The following is a 20,261-nucleotide window of genomic DNA, read 5'->3' on the forward strand; positions in this document are numbered from 1 at the left end:
TCTATCGTCCGCCCGCGGGACTTCGCAGACCGGTCTCGTCCACGGGATAGACGGTTGCATCCGCAGGACGGACGCCGAGGAAGATCCGCACACCGGGGGCGATTCCGAGCCCGACGGCGGCCGCCGGCGCCACGTCGGCGGCAAGGCCGGCGGCATGCACCCGGACGAGGTCGCCGCGGTGTTCGATGTCGTCGACCTCCGCTCCGATCCAGCTCCACCCCGGACCGGCCTCCGCTGTCCGGGACACTCCGACACTGACCGGGCGCACGGCGAGGGCGAGGCGCGCTCCGACCGGCGCTTCGTGCTCCAGCGGTACGTCCAGTCCGTTGTCCGCCCGGAATCCCGCCGTCGTCCGCCGCCCCGGTACGAGGTTCAGGCCGGCGAGACGCGCGCCGAAACCCGTGACGGGGCGTGTCAGGACGTTGCCCGTGGGGCCCGACTCGACGATCCGGCCGCCCTCGAGGATGAGTACCCGGTCCGCGAGCAGGAAGGCGTCGAGTGGGTCGTGCGTCACGAGGATGGTCGGGCGGTCGGCCAGGACGTCCCGCAGGAGGGTGCGGAGGGCCGGGGCGACGCCGACGTCCAGGGCCGCGAGCGGCTCGTCGAGCAGCAGCAGCGACGGGTCGGCGGCCAGCGCACGGGCGACGGCGACGCGCTGCGCCTGCCCGCCCGACAGCTGGGCGGGCCTGCGGGCGGCGAGATCGTCGACGCCGACGCGTTCGAGCCAGTGCCGCGCCGTCGACCGGGCTGCGGACCTGTGCTGCCCGCGGCTCCGTGGACCGAACGCGACGTTCTCCAGCACCGTGAGGTGGGGGAACAGCAGCGCTTCCTGCGCCAGGAGCGCGACACCGCGGTGGCGGGGCTCGGTCAGGACGCGCCGGCCGGGCGCGACGTCGAAGAGGAGCGTCCCGTCCAGGTCCGCCCGGCCCGTCGCCGGAGCCAGGAGACCCGCCACCAGGTCCAGCAGGGTCGATTTCCCTGCCCCGTTCGGGCCGAGGACGGCGAGCGTCTCCCCCGCGGCCAGCTCGAACGACACGTCGAATCCCCGCTCCGGGAGGGTCGCGGTGAAGGTGAAGCCCATCAGCGGACCGGGCCGCGGTCGTTCGCCGGCCGGAACGACGGCATCGCGCTGCCCCCGAACGGCCGGACCCGGTGTGCGACACCGACGACGGCGATGGCCACTCCGACGAGGATGAGCGAGAGGGCGACGGCGGCGTCCGGGTCCGTCTCCCGCTGCAGGTAGACCTCCAGCGGAAGTGTCCTCGTGGTGCCTTCGAGGCTGCCCGCGAAGGTCAGTGTGGCCCCGAACTCGCCCAGCGCCCGCGCGAAGGAGAGCACCGTCCCCGACACGAGCGACGGCAGCACGAGGGGCAGGGTGATCCGCCGGAGGACCGTCCAGCGCCCCGCTCCGAGGGTCGCCCCGACGGCCTCGTAGCGTGTGCCGGCCGAGCGGAGTGCCCCTTCGAGGCTGAGGACGAGGAAGGGCAGCGCCACGAAGGACTGCGACATCACGACCGCCGTCGTGGAGAAGGCGATGTCGATGCCCAGTGCGTGGAGGCTGCCGCCGAGCAGTCCGCGCCGCCCGAAGGTGTAGAGCAGGGCGATACCGCCGACCACCGGCGGGAGCACCAGCGGCAGGAGGACGAGCGACCGGACGAGCCGCTGTCCCCGGAACGACGTCCGGGCCAGGACGAGGGCCATGGGTACGCCGACCACGACACAAAGGAATGCCGCCGTGAGGGAGGTCCTCAGGCTGAGCAGGAGCGCCGCCTGTGCACTCTCCGACGTGACGAGGGGGACGAAGCGGGGCCAGTCGACCCGCAGGGCCAGGGCCACCAGCGGCAGGACGACGAACAGGCCGCCCACGACGGCGATCGCCACCACCCAGCGGGGCAGGCTCGCGCCGCTCACCGCACGTCCCCGGTGCCGGCTACCGGCGGGTGGGGAGTTCGATGGCGGGCCGCTTCAGGGCGCACCGAAACCAGCCGCCTCCAGCACTGCCCGCCCGTCCGCACCGAGCACGTAGTCGACGAAGGCCTGCGCCGTCGCTGTGTCCTTCCTCCCGGCGAGCGCCGCGATGGGGTACGTGGTCGTTGCACCGGCCGCCTCGGGGAGGGGGATGCCGAGCACGGCCTCCCCGGCCGCCCGGACGTCGGTGACGTAGACGAGGCCTGCGTCCGCCTCTCCGGAGACCACCTTCCCCAGGACATCGGTGACGGACGACTCCTCACTGACCGGCGTCAGGTCGACGTCCGCGGCCTCCTCGACCTGTGCCGTCACCGCCCCGCAGGGGACCTGCTGCGCGCAGACGACCGTCTTGACGCCGGGCCGGGCGGCGTCCGCGAGGGACGAGATCCCGGCGGGATTGCCGGCGGGCACGGCGAGTTCGAGGGTGTTGGTGGCGAACGGGACCGGGTCTCCGGCGAGCATCTCCGCACCCGCCACCCGCTCCAGGTTCCTCGTGTCGGCGGAGGCGAAGACGTCGGCGGGCGCGCCCTCGGTGATCTGGGTGGCGAGGTCGGACGACCCCGCGAACGTGAGCGTGACGTCCGCGCCGGGGTGTGCCTCCTCGAACCGTGCAGCCAGGTCGGTGAAGGGCGCCGTGAGGGACGCCGCGGCGAAGACGGTGATGGCGCCGCCGGCCGCCTCGCCGGTCCGCTCCGTGCTTCCGTCCGCAGGGGTGCTCCCGCAGCCGGTGGCCAGCACGACGACGGCGGGCGCGGCGAGTGCCAGGAGCCGGAAGCGGGACGGCCGGGTCCTCACGCCTTCCCGCCCGGGGTCTCGATGATGACGGTGGTGGCCTTGACGACCGCGATCGCGACGGACCCCTCGGCGAGCCCGAGGTCACGGACGGCCTCGCTGCTCATCAGGGACACCACCCGGTGCGGCCCGCACTGGAGCTCGACCTGCGCCATCACGGTGTCGGTGACGATGTCGGTGACGATGCCGACGAACCGGTTCCGCGCGGACCGGCCGATGTCCGACGGATCGCCCGGCAGGACGGCGTTCCGCCGGGCGAGCCGCGCGAGTTCCAGCGCATCAACCACGACCCTGCCGGAGGAGTCCTTCGTGCTGCCGAGGATGCCGCCGTCGATCCAGCGGCGGACGGTGTCGTCGCTGACGCCGAGGAACCGCGCCGCGTCTCCCACCCGTATCTGCGTCATGGACAGGATGCTACCCCCGCAGGTGCGGAAATGCTTGCTATCCCTTCTCGAGGAACGCCTCCTTCTCGGGATTCAGGTAGAGGTCGATCGCGAGCGAGAGCCCCGGGTTGTCGTGCAGATCAGGATCACCGGCGACGATCTCCTGCGCGTCGGCGCGCGCCTTCTCGATGACCTTGCCATGCTGGGTGATCCTCAGGAAGCGCAGCGCCGAGCGGCCACCGGACTGCGTGGCGCCGAGGATGTTCCCCTCCCGCCGCAGCTCGAGGTCCTTCTGTGAGAGCTCGAATCCGTCGGTCGTGGACGCCACGGCGGACAGCCGCTCGCGGCTCGGGTGCCCGGGTTCCAGTTTCGTGACGAGCAGGCACGTGCCCGCGTGGCCGCCACGTCCGATGCGGCCGCGCAGCTGGTGGAGCTGGGAGATGCCGAAGCGGTCCGCGTCCATGATGACCATGAGCGTCGCGTTCGGCACGTCGACGCCCACTTCGATCACGGTCGTCGCGATCAGCAACCGCACGCTGCCGTCGGCGAAGCGCGCCATCACGTCCGCCTTGTCCTGCGGGTCCATCCGCCCGTGCAGCATGCCGCTCGTGACGCCCTGGAGCTGCGGGATCCCGCCCAGGGACTCGACGAGTCCCACGACACTGGTGAGCTCCTGCTGCCCGCCGGGCTTCCGCTCCGCCGCGGGCTCGGCGTAGAGCGCCTCCGGCGCGTCCTCCTCCGTCTTCCCGTCGTCGCCGATCTTGGGGCACACCACGTACACCTGCCGACCGGCGTCGATCTCCTCACGCGCCCGTGACCAGATCCGGTCCATCCAGGCGGGATGTTCGGCGAGGCCCACCTCGTGGGTGGCGATGGGAGAACGGCCGGCGGGCAGTTCGGACAGCGTCGAGGTCTCGAGGTCGCCGAACACCGTCATGGCGACGGTCCGCGGGATGGGTGTCGCCGTCATGACCAGGACGTGCGGGGACGTGCGGGCCTTGGTGCGCAGGGAGTCCCGCTGCTCCACCCCGAAGCGGTGCTGCTCGTCCACGACGATCAGGCCGAGGTCGAAGAACTCCACGTTGTCGGACAGGAGCGCATGGGTGCCGATGACGATGCCCGCCTCGCCCGACGCGGCGTCGAGCAGCGACTTCTTGCGCTGCGCCGCGGACATCGAGCCCGTCAGCAGGACCACGCGCGTCCCGTCCGTGGCACCGCCCAGCATCCCGCCCTCGGCGAGGGGGCCAAGTGTCCTGGTGATGGACTGGAGGTGCTGGGCGGCCAGGACCTCGGTGGGCGCGAGGAGCGCCGCCTGCCCGCCGGCATCGATGACCTGCAGCATGGCCCGCAGCGCCACGAGGGTCTTGCCCGAGCCGACCTCCCCCTGCAGCAGCCGGTTCATCGGGTGGTCGCGTGCAAGGTCCTCGGCGAGCGTCCGGCCGACGTCGAGCTGGCCCTGCGTGAGGGTGAAGGGCAACCGCGCATCGAACTGGTCGAGCAGGCCTCCGCCGTGCGGCGGCCGTGCCGTCGCTTCCTCCCGGGCCGTGAGCGCGCGGCGCCGCGCGAGGGCAGCCTGCAGGACGAACGCCTCCTGGTACCGGAAGCGGTGCTGGGCGCGGTAGGCGTCCTCGACCTGCAGCGGCCGGTGCACGAGTTCGTACGCCGAGGCGGGGCTCAGGAGCTTGTCGCGCCGGGCGATCGACGCCGGGACGGGATCGTCGAGGTCCGAGAGCCGCAGCGTGTTGAGGATGATCCCGACCGCCGTCGCGATCTGGTCGCTCCCGAGCTTCTCCACCGCCGGGTAGACCGGGATGGGCCGGTGGACGTCCTCGGGGTCGTCGCCCTCGTCGAGGAGGGCGTACCGAGGATTGGTGAGGGACAGTCTCCCGCGGTACACCGTCACCTTGCCCGAGAACATGGCACGGACGCCGGGCTTGAGGTCGCGTGCCGCAGCGAATCCGTTGAAGAACGTCAGGTTCATCCCGCCGAGCCGGCCGTCGGCGTCGTCGGTGATCACGACCTCGAGCAGCATCCCCTTGCGCGTGTGCATCCTGCGCGACGCGGCGGACTGCACGCGCGCGATCAGCGTGACCTCCTCGTCCACCGGGACGTCCGCGATGGGCGTCAGCTCTCCCCGCTTCAGGTAGGTGCGGGGGAAGTGGTTGAGCAGCTGGCCCACGGTGGTGATGCCGAAGTACTTCGCGAGCTGCTTGGCGACCGGCCCGAGGTGCCGGTCGAGCGGTGCGTCGAGCTCCGATGCGGTCACCGACCGCGCCGCGTCAGGAGTCACCGGCCTCGGCTCCTACGCCGGGGGCGGCGAGCTGCGTCACCGAGATGTTGACGGGCGTGCCTGCGGCATGGATGAGGGCGAGGGCCGGACCGGGGTCGGGGACATGCACGTGGACGCGCCAGCGGTAGCCCTCCTCCACGGCCGTGACGGCACTCATGATGACCGAATCGCCCAGCTCGTCGAGGTGGAGGCGGAGCGTCGCGGCGTCCAGCGGGCTGAGGTTGATCGTGCACATGACCTCCACACCCTCTGCGTCGCCGCCGTCGTGGATGTGCGGTGCCTGGATGTCGTAGCCGTGGAGTCCGTCGAGCAGCTCGTCCTGGAGCTCCTCGCCGAGCGCGGCGGCGCGGAGCGCGTCGAGGACCAGCAGGAAACCGACACCACCGGCATCGACCACCTCCGCACGGGTGAGCGGACCGAGCTGGCTCTCGGTGCGCACGACCGCCAGCAGCGCGTGCTGCACGCAGCCCCTGAGGGCCAGCGCGAGCGCGTGGTTGCTGTCGTCGCCCGAGTGTCCTGACGCAGCCTCCGCTGCACCCCGCGCGCTCGATTCGAGGACCGAGAGCATGGTGCCGGGCACGGGGTCGCTGAGCGCCGACCAGCTGCGGATCTGCGCGCGATGCAGAGCGGACGCCAGGAGCGTGCACGTCAGGCGGGTGGCCCCATGCAGCGGCTCGGCGAACGCCGCGAGGAAGACGGCGAAGAGCGTCCCCGAATTGCCCAGGGCCTCTTCCATCGCTGCCCTACCCGCGATAGCGAGCAGCTCCCCGAGGTCCGAGGTCTCGGCGTCGTGGGCTGCCTGCGCTGCGGAACGGACCGTCAGGTACAGATTGGTACCCGTATCCCCATCTGCCACGGGGAAGATGTTGATGGCATTGAGGCGGTCACTGTGGTTGCCGAGGGACTCTTCGGCCTTGCTCAGCCATCGCTTCATTGCAACAGCGTTAGCGGTGACCTTAGTCTGCAAAATGATCCCATCCCCTGAGAGCTGTCGCCCGCGACGCCAGTGTCACCAGCGGAGTGCCCGACACTACCGAGCCTACCGCAGTGAACCCGGGGGGCAGCAGGGCCTCCTGCGGGAAGGTGGCGAGGAGCCCGTGGTCCTCACCACCGCCGAGCACCCAGTCCATCGGGTCCTCCCCCAGCAGCTCCGCCACGGGCGCCAGCGGATCGGCGTACTTCTGAAGGACGTCGGGATCCAGGTCGAGCCGCACACCGCTCGCCGTCGCGATACGCCCGGCGTCGCGCACCAGCCCGTCGGAGATGTCCAGCATCGCGCCCGCCCCGGCGGCGGCCGCTGCGGGGCCGGATGCAAGTGGCGGGCACGGGCGCAGTTGCGCTGCCACGAGCTCCTCCCCCAGTGCGCCGAAGTCCTCGACAGGTCGGCCATCCTCGAGAATCGCCAGACCCGCTGCGGCACGCCCCAGAGTCCCCGCGAGCGCGAGGGTGTGCCCCACTCTGGCACCGGACCGCAGGACGGGATCGCGTCCCGCGAGGGTTCCGGTCACGGCGGCGGTGATCACAAGCTGCCCTCCGCCTCCAAGGTCCCCGCCGACGACGGAACACTCCATGGCACCGAGGCCGCGGCTCGCTGCGGTCAGGCCGCGCGCGCAGTCCTCGACCCACGAGACTGGCGTGCGGGCGGGCAATGTCAGGCTCACTACCAGGGAAGTCGCGGTGCCCCCCATGGCGTTGATGTCGCTGAGGTTCTGGGCGGCGGACTTCCAGCCGACGTCATAGCCGGTCGTTCGGAAGCCGCTCGGCCGTAGCAGCCGGAAGTCGTAGTCCTCCACCAGGGTGTCCATGCTGATCACCGTCCTGCCGTCAGGCGAGGCCACGATGGCGGCATCGTCCCCGGGACCCAGCAGGGCTCCGGCTCCCTGCCCCAGCAGTGGCAGGATCCTCGAGAGGAGGAGACTTTCAGTCACCCCGCCGACAAGCATTTCCGAGGCCACTCCATCGGCCGACGGGGGGGATGAAGCAGGGACACCGCCTGACACAGCGTAAGGATCGATCGTCGAGTCGAAGTTCGCCATGCTTCCACGGTACGTGTCGGCGGTGACGAGTATGACGTCGACTCCCGGTAACGCCGAGCGGTCCAAGGCGGGCACCTGGGCGGACGTGCCGTCTGCGCCGACCGCCTATACTCGGGACTTGCCCTATTCGCCGCGTCGGGGGATGCCTTGAAAACTGTCATGCTCGTCTTCGGTACCCGTCCGGAAGCCATCAAGCTCGCACCGGTCATCACCGCGCTCCGGAAATCGACAACACTGGACGTCCGCGTAACGGTCACCGGCCAGCACCGCGCCATGCTGGATCAGGTCAACGAACTCTTCGGTATCACGCCCGATCAGGACCTCGACATCCTGGAGCACGGACAGGAACTCCACTCCATCATGACGAGGACGATCAACGGGTTGAGTCCTGTCCTCGTGGATGATCCACCCGCGGCAGTACTCGTCCAGGGCGACACCACCACGTCCACTGCCGCGGCGATCGCCGCGTTCTACCGGCAAATCCCTGTCGTGCATCTCGAGGCGGGACTCCGATCGGGAAACCTTCAGTCCCCCTTCCCGGAAGAGGCGAACCGCAAGATCACGTCGCAAATCGCCTCGCTCCACCTCGCCCCCACCAGCATCAGCCGGAAGAACCTCCTGGATGAGGACGTTCCTCCCGGGGACATCGTCGTCACGGGGAACACCGTCATCGACGCGCTGCTGCAGGTGGTCAGGCAGGACCATCCGTTCTCGGATCCGCGGCTCGAGGCGCTCGCCCGTACCGGCCGTCGGATCCTCCTTGTCACGACGCACCGGAGAGAGAACCAGGGAGCAGCGATGCGCGGGATGGCACGTGCTATTGCCCGGATAGCCAGGAACGAGCCGGAGCTCACCGTGGTGCTGCCCCTGCACATGAACCCGGTGGTACGGGAGGCGATCGTACCTCCGCTCAGGAATCTGTCGAATGTGGTCCTCACGGAGCCACTCGCCTACGGCGAGTTCGCCCGCCTCCTCTCCCTGGCCGCCGTCGTCCTGACCGATTCGGGTGGAGTGCAGGAAGAAGCTCCCAGCCTCGGGAAACCAGTCCTCGTGATGCGTGAGAACACAGAGCGGCCGGAAGCAATCACCGCGGGTACCGTCGCGCTCGTCGGTGCGGATGAGGACGTCATCGTGGACAGGGTGACCGCGCTCCTCCACGATGACGACCACTACGCTTCGATGGCTACGGCAGTGAATCCATACGGCGATGGCAGGGCTGCCGAGCGCGTCGTAGCTGCGCTCGAGCAACTACTCGGGGTCGGTTCACGGCTTCCGGATTTCACGCCACAAGCGGGTGACGCCACCAGAGGATCCCGGCAGGTCCCCTCAGCATCGACGCTCCGTTAGGACAGATCCCCTGATTCCCCCGCACACCTCGCCCCGTCCCGTTTCTCGCCGCAGGCTCCTCCAGCTCTCGCTCGCTGCGGCCACCGTCGCGGCGGTCCATCCCCTCACGGGCTGCTCCGCCCTGCAGTACCCGAACCCGCAACCGACCCGCGCGGTCCCCGCGACCACGCGCGAGCGATCGGTCCGGCTGGGTACCCAGCTGTCCGAGGGCCTGCCCTACCGGGTGCTCGAGAACGCGGACGGGCTGGAGACGCTGCTGCGCGAGGATCTCGCATCCCGGCCTGACGGGGCCGGGTCGGAGCCGGTGGCCCGAGCGGCCTTCGGGCACATCACCGATCCGCACATCCTCGACGCGACGAATCCGGGCCGGCTTTCCTTCCTGTGGCAGTACCTCGATTTTGACGACGGCTACCCGACCTCGGGGAGGTTCCGGCCGCAGGATGTCCTCACCCTTCACGTACTCAACGCAACCGTCAGAGCCTTCAATGCCCTCGGGCGGGGACCCGAGAGCGGACGACCGCTCGACGGCCTGGTGATCACCGGTGATGTCACCAACTCCTTCTGCGCCAGCGAGTTGGATGCCGCGGTGGCGACCCTCGACGGCGGTAACGCGTCATCCAATCCCGTGGGTTCCTATCAGGGCATCCAGGACCACGGCCGTTCTCCACGCGCCCTTGCCGCCGATGTCTGGCACCCCGACCCCGAACCCGACGACGCCGAACCCGACAACTGGAAGAAGCAGTACGGCTACCCCACCGTCCCCGGGCTCCTGGCCGCTGCGAGCAGCCCCATCGACGCCCCTGGCGCGGCCTTTCCCCGATACCTGGGCTTCGGCAACCATGATGAAACCGGCCGCTTCGGCGGCTCGCCCATGTCCGCGGGTGACCGGCTCGTGGATCTGGTGCGGACAGGATCCCGTCTCCCGGTGGGACTACCGGATGGAATGAACGAGTCCGAGTTCTGGAAACAGGCCGATGGCAGTAAGAAGGATCAGGAGCGCCTCATCGCCGAGATGCCGTCGCGGACCGTCGCCGCGTCCAGCGCGCGCGAGGTCTTCGACAAGCCGAGGTTCCGAGCCGCGCTCGTGCACCCCGATGCTCCTGTCGACCAGCCGACAGTTACGGACGCCCTTCACTACGCTTTCGACCTGTCTGCCGACGTGCGCGGGATCATGCTCAACACGGCCAGCCCCGACGGCGGGGGCCGCGCCGTACTGGACCGGCAGCAGGCCTCCTGGCTGATCGAGCAACTGCACACGGTGTCCAGCGCCTACCTCGATGATGAAGGGGAGGTAGTGAGGGCCGACGTAGAGGACAAACTCGTGGTGCTCTTCAGCCACCATCCCCTCCGCTCTTTCGACGACGACGCGTCCTCGAAAGAGGACGGTGGCGAATCCATCGCACGCGACGACGTCCTCGGGATCTTCAAACGGTTTCCGAACCTCGTGCTCTGGATGAACGGCCACGAGCACCGCCATAGGATCGAAGCCCATCGTGGTCATCAAGGCTCGGGCGGATTCTGGGAGATCACCACGGCCTCGCTGATCGACTTTCCGCAGCAATCCCGGGTAATAGAGCTGCTGGACAACCTGGACGGCACGCTGTCGATCCATGCCACGCTCGTTGATCATTCCTCCGCGGACGATGTCCGGCGCGACGCCGACCAGACGCCTCGATCACTCGCGGCATTGAGTATGGAGCTGGCGGCCAACCGTCCAGGGCTGAAGGCAGGGACGGTGATGGGCGGGGCCGAGGACCAGAACGTCGAGCTGCTGGTCCCGGCACCGTTCTGACTCTCAAAGACACGAGCACCGCGTCCGACACTTCCCGAGCGCTCCCGCTCCTGTATTATCGCTGCCGGGGGTACCGCAGAGTTGTGGTGCGATTACAACGGTCTCATGGTGCGGCAGCCTGTCGAACATGGTCCCTTCTTCACTGGAACCTCACCCGATGGGACAGATCATGACGATGCAGGTAGTTATCCTAGCCGCTGGTATGGGAACACGGCTCGCACGCCCCCACCCCAAGCCGCTGACGGAACTCCGCGACGGGCGCACCATCATGCAGCAGCAGGTGCAGAACATCTCACAGGAGTTCGGCAAGAAGCTGCGGCTCTCTGTGGTCGTGGGCTTCAAACTCGAGATGATCCTCGAGCATGTCCCGGACGCCTCCTTTGTATACAACGAGGCCTTCGACCAGACCAACACGTCCAAGAGCCTGCTCAAGGCCCTCCGGAACTCCGGCAAGGGCGGGGTGCTGTGGATGAATGGCGACGTCGTCTTCGCCCCGGAGATCATGGCGTACCTGCGCCCCTTCATCAAGCAGGACATTTCCTTCGTCTCGGTCGACATGTCCTCCGTCAGCGACGAGGAAGTGAAGTACACCGTCGACGAGAACGGCCACATCGACCAGCTGTCCAAGTCCGTCGAGAACGCTCTCGGTGAAGCCGTAGGTATCAACTACATCTCCTCCAAGGACAAGAAGAAGCTGATCAAGCGCCTGGCGGAGGTCGGGGACCAGGACTACTTCGAGCGCGGTATCGAACTGACGATCAAGAAAGACAGCGTCAGGTACAAGCCCGTCGACATCAGTGAGTTCTATGCGGTCGAGGTCGACTTCGCGGACGACCTCGAGCGGGCCAACGAACAACTCGACGAACTGAGCAACGCCTAGAACCGCTCCGCGTTCGAAAGCTCGACAACACGACGACGAAGGGTCCCCACTCAGGATGCCAAGTTGGACCAACCCGAAAGCCCTAGTGGATCTTCGCAAGACCGCCGAGAACCAGCTGCGTAAGGTGTGGCGCTCGCTGCCTGCCGAGCAGCGCACGCAGCTACGTGAAGCCGTGCATCCCGCCGATGTCGCCAAGGTGACCCGGACAGCGACCACAGCTCCCGCATTGCCGACGGTCAAACCTGTTGTCTCCGTTGTCGTGGTGGTGGAGGGTGCAGACCAGAGCCTCGACGCAACCCTCCGCAGCATCGTCAGCCAGAAGACTGTGCCGCTTGAGGTCCTCGTACTGGACATCACTGGTGAAGCCGGGGTTGCCAGGATCGCGGAAGGTTACGTCAAGCGAGACACCCGCATCCGCTTCCAAGCGGATGCGGGACTTACCGGCCAAGCAGCGAAGCTTGCAGGCGCCGATACGACGAAGGCCCCCTACCTGACGATGATCACCGCAGGCGATGTGCTCGAGAAAGGTTCGATCGACGCCGCGGTAAAAGTCCTGAAAGCCAGCCAGTCGGACTTCGCCGTCGGCACGGTGGGCGTGCAGAAGGCCGCGAAGTTCGTCACTCCAGGCTTCCAGGCTCAACTGCACACGTCTGAAGTGCAGACGCTCGACCTGGACTCGGCTCCCGCCGTACTCCAGGACACTTTCCTCAGCAACAAGGTCTTCACCCGGTCGTTCTGGAAACGGGCACTGGCAACGATTTCTCCCTTGGGTCGGTACTGGCAGCACGAATTGGTCCAGACGGCCTACCTGCGAGCCGCAACGTTTGACCTCCTCCCCCACAAATACTGCAACGCCGTGAGCGATACTGCGGCAATATCTCTTGCGCGTGAGGTCATCTGCAGGCGGGATACGCTGCAGGATCGTCTCGACCGCACCATTTCGCTCGAGAGGGCCTACCGGGAGTCGGCGACACCGGTCGCATACCGGGCCTGGCTCACACATGAATTGGCCTACGCGCTTTTCCCGTACTACGAGGTGGTCCCTCGGACCGACGACGTCTTCTGGACGCTCATCCGCACGAGCATCCAGGGCTTCACGCCGACCGCCACCATCGCCTGGGACGAGGTCCGCCTGCACAACCGGCTGATCCTGTCCGCCGTTCTCTCCGACAGCCGTCAGGACGTAGTCCGCATCTGCGTGTCACGCAGCGACCTCGGATCGAGCTTCGGAACCGTATTCACCGACGGCACGCTCCACGCCGCCCCGCCCTACCTCGCCGAGCTTGATACCCGTCCCGACGCCGCGCTCCTCGTTTGCCAGCCCGTGGACCTCCGTGTGGTCAGCGTTCTCAATGAGCACGAATGGCTCGACGACGGCACGCTGCGTATCGGCGGCTTCGCCTACATCTCGTCGATCGACCCGGACACCGGGGCGTTCGAGATCGAAGCGAGCCTTGTGGACGAGCACGGATCCGAGGTGGCCCCCCTCATCCTCGAACGGCACACGGACCCGCGGATCGACTGGGACGCGAACGACAATTGGACGAGCTATGCGTCCAGCGGGTTCCAGACCGTCATCGACCCTGCGTGGCTGCTGAATTCCGACCAGGAGAACATCAATACCTGGTCCGTGAAACTGGTGCTCCGGGCGTATGACCGTGAGCTGGAGGCTCGAATCACGAAACGTGATCTCACCGGCGCAACCGGCCGGCTGGCCGTGGGACCGATGATGGGCGACGAGCGCCTCGCCGTTGAGGTAAACGGGGCGTCGGGACTCACCCTGGTTCGCGTCCGTCCCATGTACACGACCTCAAGCATGAGCCTCGACGGGCGCACACTCACCATGACCGTCCAGGCACATTCGGCACCACTCGCCGCGAAGATCACCATCGAATGCACGAAGCTGGGCCTTAGCCGCACGGCGACATGTACGGACGTCCGTGGTAACACTGCGGACTACAGCATAACCATTCCCCGTCTTGGCCCGGACGCATCCCCAAGGGTCGAACACCAGTGGCAGGTGCGGTTGGAGAGCGGATTCAAGACGGCGCAGCCTATCGCTTGGGAACAGGACACCGTGGCCCTGGAAGAAGCGATCAATCCGGCCAGGCGACTGCGGGCGAAGCTCACGGGGTACGGATTCATTGCTCTCGAAGAGCGGAAATTCAGGATCGAAGCGACCGGATTCAGCCTCTCCGAAGACCGACGCGTCGTGACACTGGAAGGTACTGCGGATTTCGTCACGATCCATGCGCCGAAGTTCGTACTCTCCAGCGGCAAATCCGTCCTCGTGGCGGACGATGTCTCCCTGGACGTTCGGACGAACTACGGCAGCAACCGATTCTCTGCCCGGTTCACGCTTCCAGCCGACCCGTGGTCGGTCGGTGAGGTGATGCCAGAGGCCGGCGCCTACAGCGTCCGCTACATGCCGCTCAAGTCGGAGGACGCGCTGGGGTACTGGATCCCGGTCAGTCGGGGCATGCACGCCAGCCTCCCTGCGAGGATACGTGCGGAAGCAATCGAGATCGGCCTGAGTCGTACTGCGGTCGCAGGAGCACTGACAGTGCACCTCCGCTCGCCCCTGGCACCCGACGAGATCGGGCGGTTCAATCAACAGAAGATTCGGACCGAGGTTGAGGCAGCTCGGCGCCCGCTCCGTGATGCCGTGCTCTACATGTGCTTCGGTGGCAAACGCGCAACGGACAGCACACGACGTATCCTCGAGGAATTCCAGCGCCGAGGCTCGGACCTCGACATGTACTGGGCCATCGCCGACTACTCGGTGCAGGTTCCCGAGGGAACAACACCCGTGCTCATCGGCTCCCGCATCTGGTATCAGTTGCTCTCCGAAGCCCGCACGCTGGTCAACAACAACAATTTCCCGTTCTATTTCCGGAAGCGGGACGGCCAGACCTATATCCAGACCTGGCATGGAACCCCCCTGAAAAAACTGGGCAACGACGTCGCGGCGACAAACTTCTCGCTCTCCTACTGGAACCTCATGTGGCGTGAAGCCACCTACTGGGATGCACTTCTGGCCCAGAATGACTATGCAGCCGAGGTCCTGGCCAATTGCTTCGGGTTCGACGGCCAGGTGATCGTCGAGGGATATCCCCGGAATGACTCGCTGCGTTCGATCGACGCCGACGCCCGGCGAGCCCGCGTCCGGGAGCTGCTGGCAATACCGGAGGGCAAGACGGCGATCCTGTACGCCCCGACCTGGCGAGATGACGCGAAGAACGCGTCGAAGCAGTATGAATTGGTCACCTATCTGGATTTCGAGAAGGCCCAGAAACAACTCGGTGATGACTACGTCCTTCTGTTGCGTGGCCACCACAACATCGCCGGCCAGAGGCAGACAGCAGGCAACAAGTTCGTCATCGACGTGACCGAGTACCCCGAGGTGAACGACCTCTACCTGGCCGCTGACGTCCTCGTCAACGACTACTCGTCGGTGATGTTCGACTTCTGTGTGACGGGTAAGCCGATTATCTTCCTGACGCCCGACATCGCCCAATACCGGGACTCCACTCGGGGCTTCTATTTCGACCTCGAAGAGCAGGCTCCCGGCCCGCTCCTGACGACGACCCCGGAGGTCGTCAATGCGATCAAGTCCCTGCCGTCCATTCAGATGCGTTACGCAGATCGGTATCAGGCTTTTGTGGACACCTATGCGCCGATGTGTGATGGCTCCGCGACTGAGCGTGTAGTCGACTTGCTTCCTCTCGACGCTTTCGCACGGGTGCACACCTCCTAGCAAGCTTGCACAGCAACGCCGACATCCCTTCGCATCAGCCGGATCGAACAACCGATGATCCAAGCCAGTCCACCAGGAGATCCATGACCAACGGCACAGCCCGTCACGATGCCGTCCGTCATCCTGATGACGCACACGACTGGGTTGCAGTCGCACATGCCCTGACGTCCGGCTCCTCCGCCGGCGGGCCGGCAACGGCGGAAGCCCATTTCGAGTTGGGACACGCCCAGTTGCACCTCGGCAATCTCGAAGGTGCCGCGCGGCACATCACGGCGGCTCTGAAGCTCGATCCGTCCGTCGCCCAGTGGCACTACCGGCTGGGGTACATCAGGGAGAAGCAGCTCCTGTTCACCGTCGCCAGGGAGCACTACACGGAAGCTCTCCGCCTACAGCCCGAACATGAACGATGGCAGCACCGCCTCGATTCAGTCGTGGCAGCCGCGGAGCGCCAGCTGGCAGCGGAGCGGGCCGAACTGGCGGAATCGCGAGCGGTCTTCATCGAACGTCGGCGCACCCTGCGCGAGCAGAAGGCTCCGAAGTGGCAGGAGATCGATGTCCTCACCGCCGGAAAGCCTTTCTTCAAGGATGACCCCGAGTGGCTGGGCGCCCTCGCGGATGCGTTCTTCTTCATGAATCGCTTCCAGCAGGCGGCTGAGAACTATGCTGCAGCTGCACGCCTGACACCCGAAAACGCCCAGCTGCATTTCCAAGCTGGTTGGGCTCACGACCTGGCGGGCTCGGAACACCGAGTGGCGCGTCACTTCGAACGTGCGCTCGCAGCCGATGTCGAGCTGGAGTCGCCCCGTTACGGTATCGGTGTCTTCTTCCAAAAGAAGGGCCAATGGCAGCTTGCCGCCACCCATTACGAGAGCGTCTTCCGTGCTCGGCCCGACGACGCGGAGCTCGCGTATCGCTGGGGTTTCGCGCTTCAACGCTGCTACGACTGGGCGGGCGGCGCCGACGCCATCAGGATCGCGATCGGACTGAATCCGAACCAAGCGCAGTGGCACTACCGACTGGGGTTCTCGTTCGAGCGGAACGAACACTGGGCAGAGGCCGCTGATGCTTACTCCTTCGCACTCAGCCTATCCCCGGCGAGGAACGAATACTGGTCCTACCGTCTCGGCTATGTTCTAAACAAGGCCCGACGATTCAAGGAGGCATGCGCGGCCTTCACCGGAAATGCGACGTCTGCAGAAGGCGCGCTACTCGAGCCACACCGGGAGACACAGGTCGCTCCCTCCGAGTACGTCAGGAATCTCCTCACGGACGGGCTGCTTGCGGCGCGGGCGGCCCAGACGGCTCAGCAGTGTTCGCAGCTCGCGCAGTACGCAATGGATCGGGGGGCCCCCGATATAGCCGCCGCGGCGTACGAGGCCGCCGTCCACCGATCCGAAGTCCACGTACCCAGCCTGTACACCGCACTGGGGTCGGCCCTGTACCAGCTCGGTTTCTTCGAGCGCGCAACGGCTGCCTTCCTAGAGGCACGCCTGCTAAAGCGGCCTCACGGAGTGAACACCACCAAGTACCTCAAGGATCCACGCCTCAAGCAGTCCATGTTCTACGTCGAGTACCTGGAGACGCTCGCCATCCGGGACGACGTCATACTCTACGAGAGCAGTCAGGGTAGCTCGATAGGCTGTAACCCCCTGAACATCCTGCGGAGCACCCTTCGCGACGAGCGTTTCGCCGACAAGACCCATGTCCTAGTGATCAACGACCGGTCGCGCATTCCGGTGGAACTGCGCGGCCTTCCCAATGTGATCTTCACCGCGCGGGACAGCGATCTGTACCTCAGGTATCTCGCGTCCGCCAAGTACCTGATCAACAACAACACCTTCCCGCCCTATTTCTGCCGCCGTCCGGAGCAGCAATACCTGAACACGTGGCACGGGACGCCGATGAAGTCACTGGGGCGGGACATAAAGGGCGGCTTCATGGACCATCGCAATGCCACCCGTAACTTCCTGCATACGACGCATTTGCTCGCACCGAACGAGTTCACCGCCCAGATCCTCCTCGACAAGTACGAGATAGCCGGGCTGTTCGATGGCGCTGTGGCAGTCACGGGTTACCCACGGGTGGACGCAACCATCGCTTCCGCGTCCGTCGCCGGCGCGAAGCTTCGCGCCCGACTCCGGATCAGTCCTTCGGAGAAAGTCGTCTTCTACGCACCCACGTGGCGGGGATCACTAGCGGACAGGCAGATCGACAACGAGAAGCTTGTGGACGACCTCCGGATCATGGCCTCCACCGACGCTCATTTCCTCTTCCGTGGCCATCCGGTCACCGAGGCATTGCTCGACAACGCGGGTGTAGAGGGATATCTCGTCCCGTCCGACATCGACACAAACGATCTCTTGTCCATCGTCGATGTCCTGATCACCGACTACTCGAGTGTCGCCTTCGACTTCATGGCGACCGGAAAACCCATCATCTACTACGCCTACGATCTGGAGGAATATCAGGAAACCCGAGGGCTGTGTCTCGACATCACGTCGCTGCCAGGGACGATCTGCAGACAAGCACCGGAGGTCAGAGCGGTGATCGAGCAGGCGCTCGCCTCGCCCTCCGAGAACGATCTGTGCCCTGCGGAATATGTCGGTCTCGAGTGCGGTCAGTCATCGCAACGCGCTATCGAGTTTTTTTTCTTCCAGTCCTCCAAGTGGGAGATGCAGCGCGAGGCGAGAACCCGTCGGACGATGTTGATGTACCAGGGATCTTTCATCCCGAACGGCATCACCTCCTCGTACCTGAACCTCGCATCGCATCTCGACCCTGCTGACGTGGAGGTTTTCGTCGCGCTGGAGCCGTCGTCCGTCTCGTCCGATGAACGGCGGATGGAGAGATTTGGACAGAACCCGGAGCACGTCCGTATTCTTCCACGCGTAGGAGGCCAGCTGATCAGCGCCGAAGAACGCTGGATTATCGACAAGTTCAACGCGCAGGGAGACCTCCACACGGATGAGCAATGGAGCATCTACCACGCTGCATTCGCGCGTGAGTTTCGACGCATGTTCGGTACCGCCCACTTCGACGCGCTGGTCTGTTTCGAAGGATATGCCCGCTTCTGGGCTGCTCTCTTCGCAGCGGGACCGTCCGAGTCCACGACGAAGTCGATCTTCCTGCACAATGACATGCACAGCGAGTGGCTCCACCGCTTCCGGTACCTCGAGTCGATGTTCCGGTTGTACCCCCGCTATGACTCGCTGATTTCCGTCACCGAAAGTGTCGCGGAGGAGAACAGGAAACAGCTGTCGGACCGGTTCAATCTTGATCCGCGTAAGTTCGAGCACAGCAACAACCTCGTGAATGCCGACGCGACCGTTGCGCTATCGCAGGAACCAGTACCCGATGACATCGAAGAGTGGGTCGGCGAGTGCCCGACGGTCTTCGTCACAGCTGGGCGCCTCTCCCCCGAGAAGGACCACGCAAAACTACTCCAAAGCTTCGCCGTTCTCACTGAGCACCATGACGACGCGAAACTGATCATCCTCGGTGACGGGCCCTTGCGGAACCGTCTGGAGAGGCAGATAGTGGCACTCGGACTGTCGTCAAAGGTACTTCTCGCAGGACTCCGGCTGAATCCCTTCCCGGTCATCCGTAGAGGCGACTGCTTCGTTTTCTCATCGAACTACGAGGGACAAGGCCTGGCTGTGCTGGAGGCCCTCATACTGGGGAAGCCAGTTATTTCGACCGACGTCGTCGGTCCCCGGAGCATATTGCAGGATGGTTACGGACTGCTCGTCGAGAACTCTGTCGAAGGATTGAGAGAGGGCCTGACTATGTTCCTCGAGGACTGGCCGATCTATAAGCCCTTTGACTACTCGTCCTACGAGTTCGAAGCACTCCGGAAATTCACCAGCATCGCGCTTCGCGAGTATCAGAAGGAGCTCATTTGAGCGAGTTGAGCCTCACCCTCGATTCTTCATCAACGGATATGCTCGCCGAGCTGGAGGGAATGGCTGAAACCGTCAGCTACGCAGAAGTGGCACACGGTTCCGTCGGACTCGAAGGAGAGTCGCTCCTGCAGATAGCCCGCCGGGTGGAGGATGCAAAAGACATTCTCGTACGCTTTGCCATGGCCGGATTTTACGTGTATCGCAAAACGGAGAGCAGCACACGTCTCGTCAGGGACCACACCATCGGCAAACTATGGCATCGGGTCAAGGAGGGGGACTACTCGGTGAACTCTGAGGGACTAATTTACTCCTACACCCCTGCCCCGTGCCCGACCCCCATTCCCAAGCTCTTGGTGATCTTTTCGTCCATGAGTACTAGCATCTACGACACAAGCATGATGCGCTATTTCGAACAGAATTTCAGGTCTGCTCAGAAGTACATTCCCCAGGACGCTGGCGTACTGCGAATAGCGGATATCGGCGGTGTGGTTGGGGCATTCTATCTGAACACCTATAGGAATCCGGACAATGTGAGAAGGATTCAGCGACTTCTCAGCGACGTAATGATCCAGTATGCCGTCCCCACAGCTAATGTCGTCTTGTACGGTGCTTCCAAAGGAGGCACTGCCGCCCTCTTCCACGGCATGACAGGCGGCTATAAATTCATCTCGGTAGATCCGATCGTTTCCGATGACTACTACGTCCATCAATTTCGTGACTCCCACTTCACACGGGGGGGAATTTTCGAGCGGACGAAGGATGAAGTATTCGAAGAGTTGCTATCGAATAAGTTTCAATACACTGCCTTCGGCTCGCGGAACGGAGCCGAAGGGTCGGTCATCTTCTCGGAGCGATCACCACAATACTCGGCGATCGCATCGACGCTGCTGAAGCACCTCGCTCACCGCGTCGCGTTCTTCAACTCGATCAACCCCGGTATCAACGACCATCCTGATGTCAGCCCCAGGACCCTGAACATCGCCACGATGTTAATGAACCAGTTCTTTCTCGATGAACAGCTCACTCCCGGGCTGAGGACCATCGTCTAGTAACCCGTCCCGGCTGCTCCACCACCGCTCCACGGACGTCCAGCCTGCCCTCGAGGCCGTGCAGC

Annotated in this window: 13 protein-coding genes; 6 read left to right on the top strand and 7 right to left on the bottom strand. The window is 65.4% G+C overall.

The window, feature by feature from the left end; all coding sequences use genetic code 11:
* Position 1 precedes the first annotated feature (1 nt).
* Genes ACX80J_RS12245 through thiL form a run of 7 tightly spaced genes read right to left on the bottom strand, consistent with a single transcriptional unit; the run spans position 2 to position 7,376 of the window.
* Complete coding sequence (locus ACX80J_RS12245; protein WP_459347957.1) at positions 2-1,081, bottom strand: sulfate/molybdate ABC transporter ATP-binding protein; 1,080 nt, start codon at positions 1,079-1,081, stop codon at positions 2-4.
* The gene (locus ACX80J_RS12250; protein WP_459347958.1) at positions 1,081-1,911 is read right to left on the bottom strand and encodes an ABC transporter permease; all 831 of its coding nucleotides are present in this window, start codon (positions 1,909-1,911) and stop codon (positions 1,081-1,083) included. The genes ACX80J_RS12245 and ACX80J_RS12250 overlap by 1 nt, the downstream gene beginning before the upstream one ends.
* A 54-nt stretch (positions 1,912-1,965) precedes the next feature.
* The gene (gene modA / locus ACX80J_RS12255; protein WP_459347959.1) at positions 1,966-2,763 is read right to left on the bottom strand and encodes a molybdate ABC transporter substrate-binding protein; all 798 of its coding nucleotides are present in this window, start codon (positions 2,761-2,763) and stop codon (positions 1,966-1,968) included.
* Positions 2,760-3,164: a TOBE domain-containing protein gene (locus tag ACX80J_RS12260; RefSeq protein WP_459347960.1), complete on the bottom strand. Its 405-nt coding sequence runs from the start codon at positions 3,162-3,164 to the stop codon at positions 2,760-2,762. The genes modA and ACX80J_RS12260 overlap by 4 nt, the downstream gene beginning before the upstream one ends.
* 37 nt (positions 3,165-3,201) lie before the next feature.
* On the bottom strand, positions 3,202-5,433 hold the full coding sequence (locus ACX80J_RS12265) for an ATP-dependent DNA helicase RecG (RefSeq protein ID WP_459347961.1): 2,232 nt from the start codon (positions 5,431-5,433) through the stop codon (positions 3,202-3,204).
* Positions 5,423-6,367 carry a DAK2 domain-containing protein gene (locus tag ACX80J_RS12270; RefSeq protein ID WP_459347962.1) on the bottom strand — a complete coding sequence of 315 codons (945 nt, stop codon included), beginning with the start codon at positions 6,365-6,367 and terminating at the stop codon, positions 5,423-5,425. Before ACX80J_RS12270 ends, ACX80J_RS12265 begins: the two co-directional genes overlap by 11 nt.
* A 22-nt stretch (positions 6,368-6,389) precedes the next feature.
* On the bottom strand, positions 6,390-7,376 hold the full coding sequence (gene thiL / locus ACX80J_RS12275) for a thiamine-phosphate kinase (protein ID WP_459348112.1): 987 nt from the start codon (positions 7,374-7,376) through the stop codon (positions 6,390-6,392).
* Positions 7,377-7,628: 252 nt separating this feature from the next.
* Between thiL and wecB the strand changes: the two genes are divergently transcribed.
* From wecB to ACX80J_RS12305, 6 genes are all read left to right on the top strand, one after another.
* Positions 7,629-8,816 carry a non-hydrolyzing UDP-N-acetylglucosamine 2-epimerase gene (gene wecB, locus ACX80J_RS12280; RefSeq protein WP_459347963.1) on the top strand — a complete coding sequence of 396 codons (1,188 nt, stop codon included), beginning with the start codon at positions 7,629-7,631 and terminating at the stop codon, positions 8,814-8,816.
* Positions 8,764-10,608 carry a metallophosphoesterase family protein gene (locus tag ACX80J_RS12285; RefSeq protein WP_459347964.1) on the top strand — a complete coding sequence of 615 codons (1,845 nt, stop codon included), beginning with the start codon at positions 8,764-8,766 and terminating at the stop codon, positions 10,606-10,608. Before wecB ends, ACX80J_RS12285 begins: the two co-directional genes overlap by 53 nt.
* Before the next feature lie 169 nt (positions 10,609-10,777).
* Positions 10,778-11,488: a phosphocholine cytidylyltransferase family protein gene (locus ACX80J_RS12290; protein ID WP_459348113.1), complete on the top strand. Its 711-nt coding sequence runs from the start codon at positions 10,778-10,780 to the stop codon at positions 11,486-11,488.
* An 85-nt stretch (positions 11,489-11,573) separates the two neighbouring features.
* Positions 11,574-15,245, top strand: a complete 3,672-nt coding sequence (locus tag ACX80J_RS12295) for a bifunctional glycosyltransferase/CDP-glycerol:glycerophosphate glycerophosphotransferase (RefSeq protein ID WP_459347965.1) — start codon at positions 11,574-11,576, stop codon at positions 15,243-15,245.
* Between the two features lie 83 nt (positions 15,246-15,328).
* Entirely contained in the window at positions 15,329-19,147 is a 3,819-nt protein-coding gene (locus ACX80J_RS12300; RefSeq protein ID WP_459347966.1) for a CDP-glycerol glycerophosphotransferase family protein, read from the top strand.
* Positions 19,144-20,196 (top strand): XcbB/CpsF family capsular polysaccharide biosynthesis protein, encoded by a 1,053-nt coding sequence (locus ACX80J_RS12305; protein ID WP_459347967.1) that lies wholly within the window; start codon positions 19,144-19,146, stop codon positions 20,194-20,196. Before ACX80J_RS12300 ends, ACX80J_RS12305 begins: the two co-directional genes overlap by 4 nt.
* Positions 20,197-20,261 lie beyond the last annotated feature (65 nt).

Source organism: Arthrobacter rhamnosi (assembly GCF_054510975.1).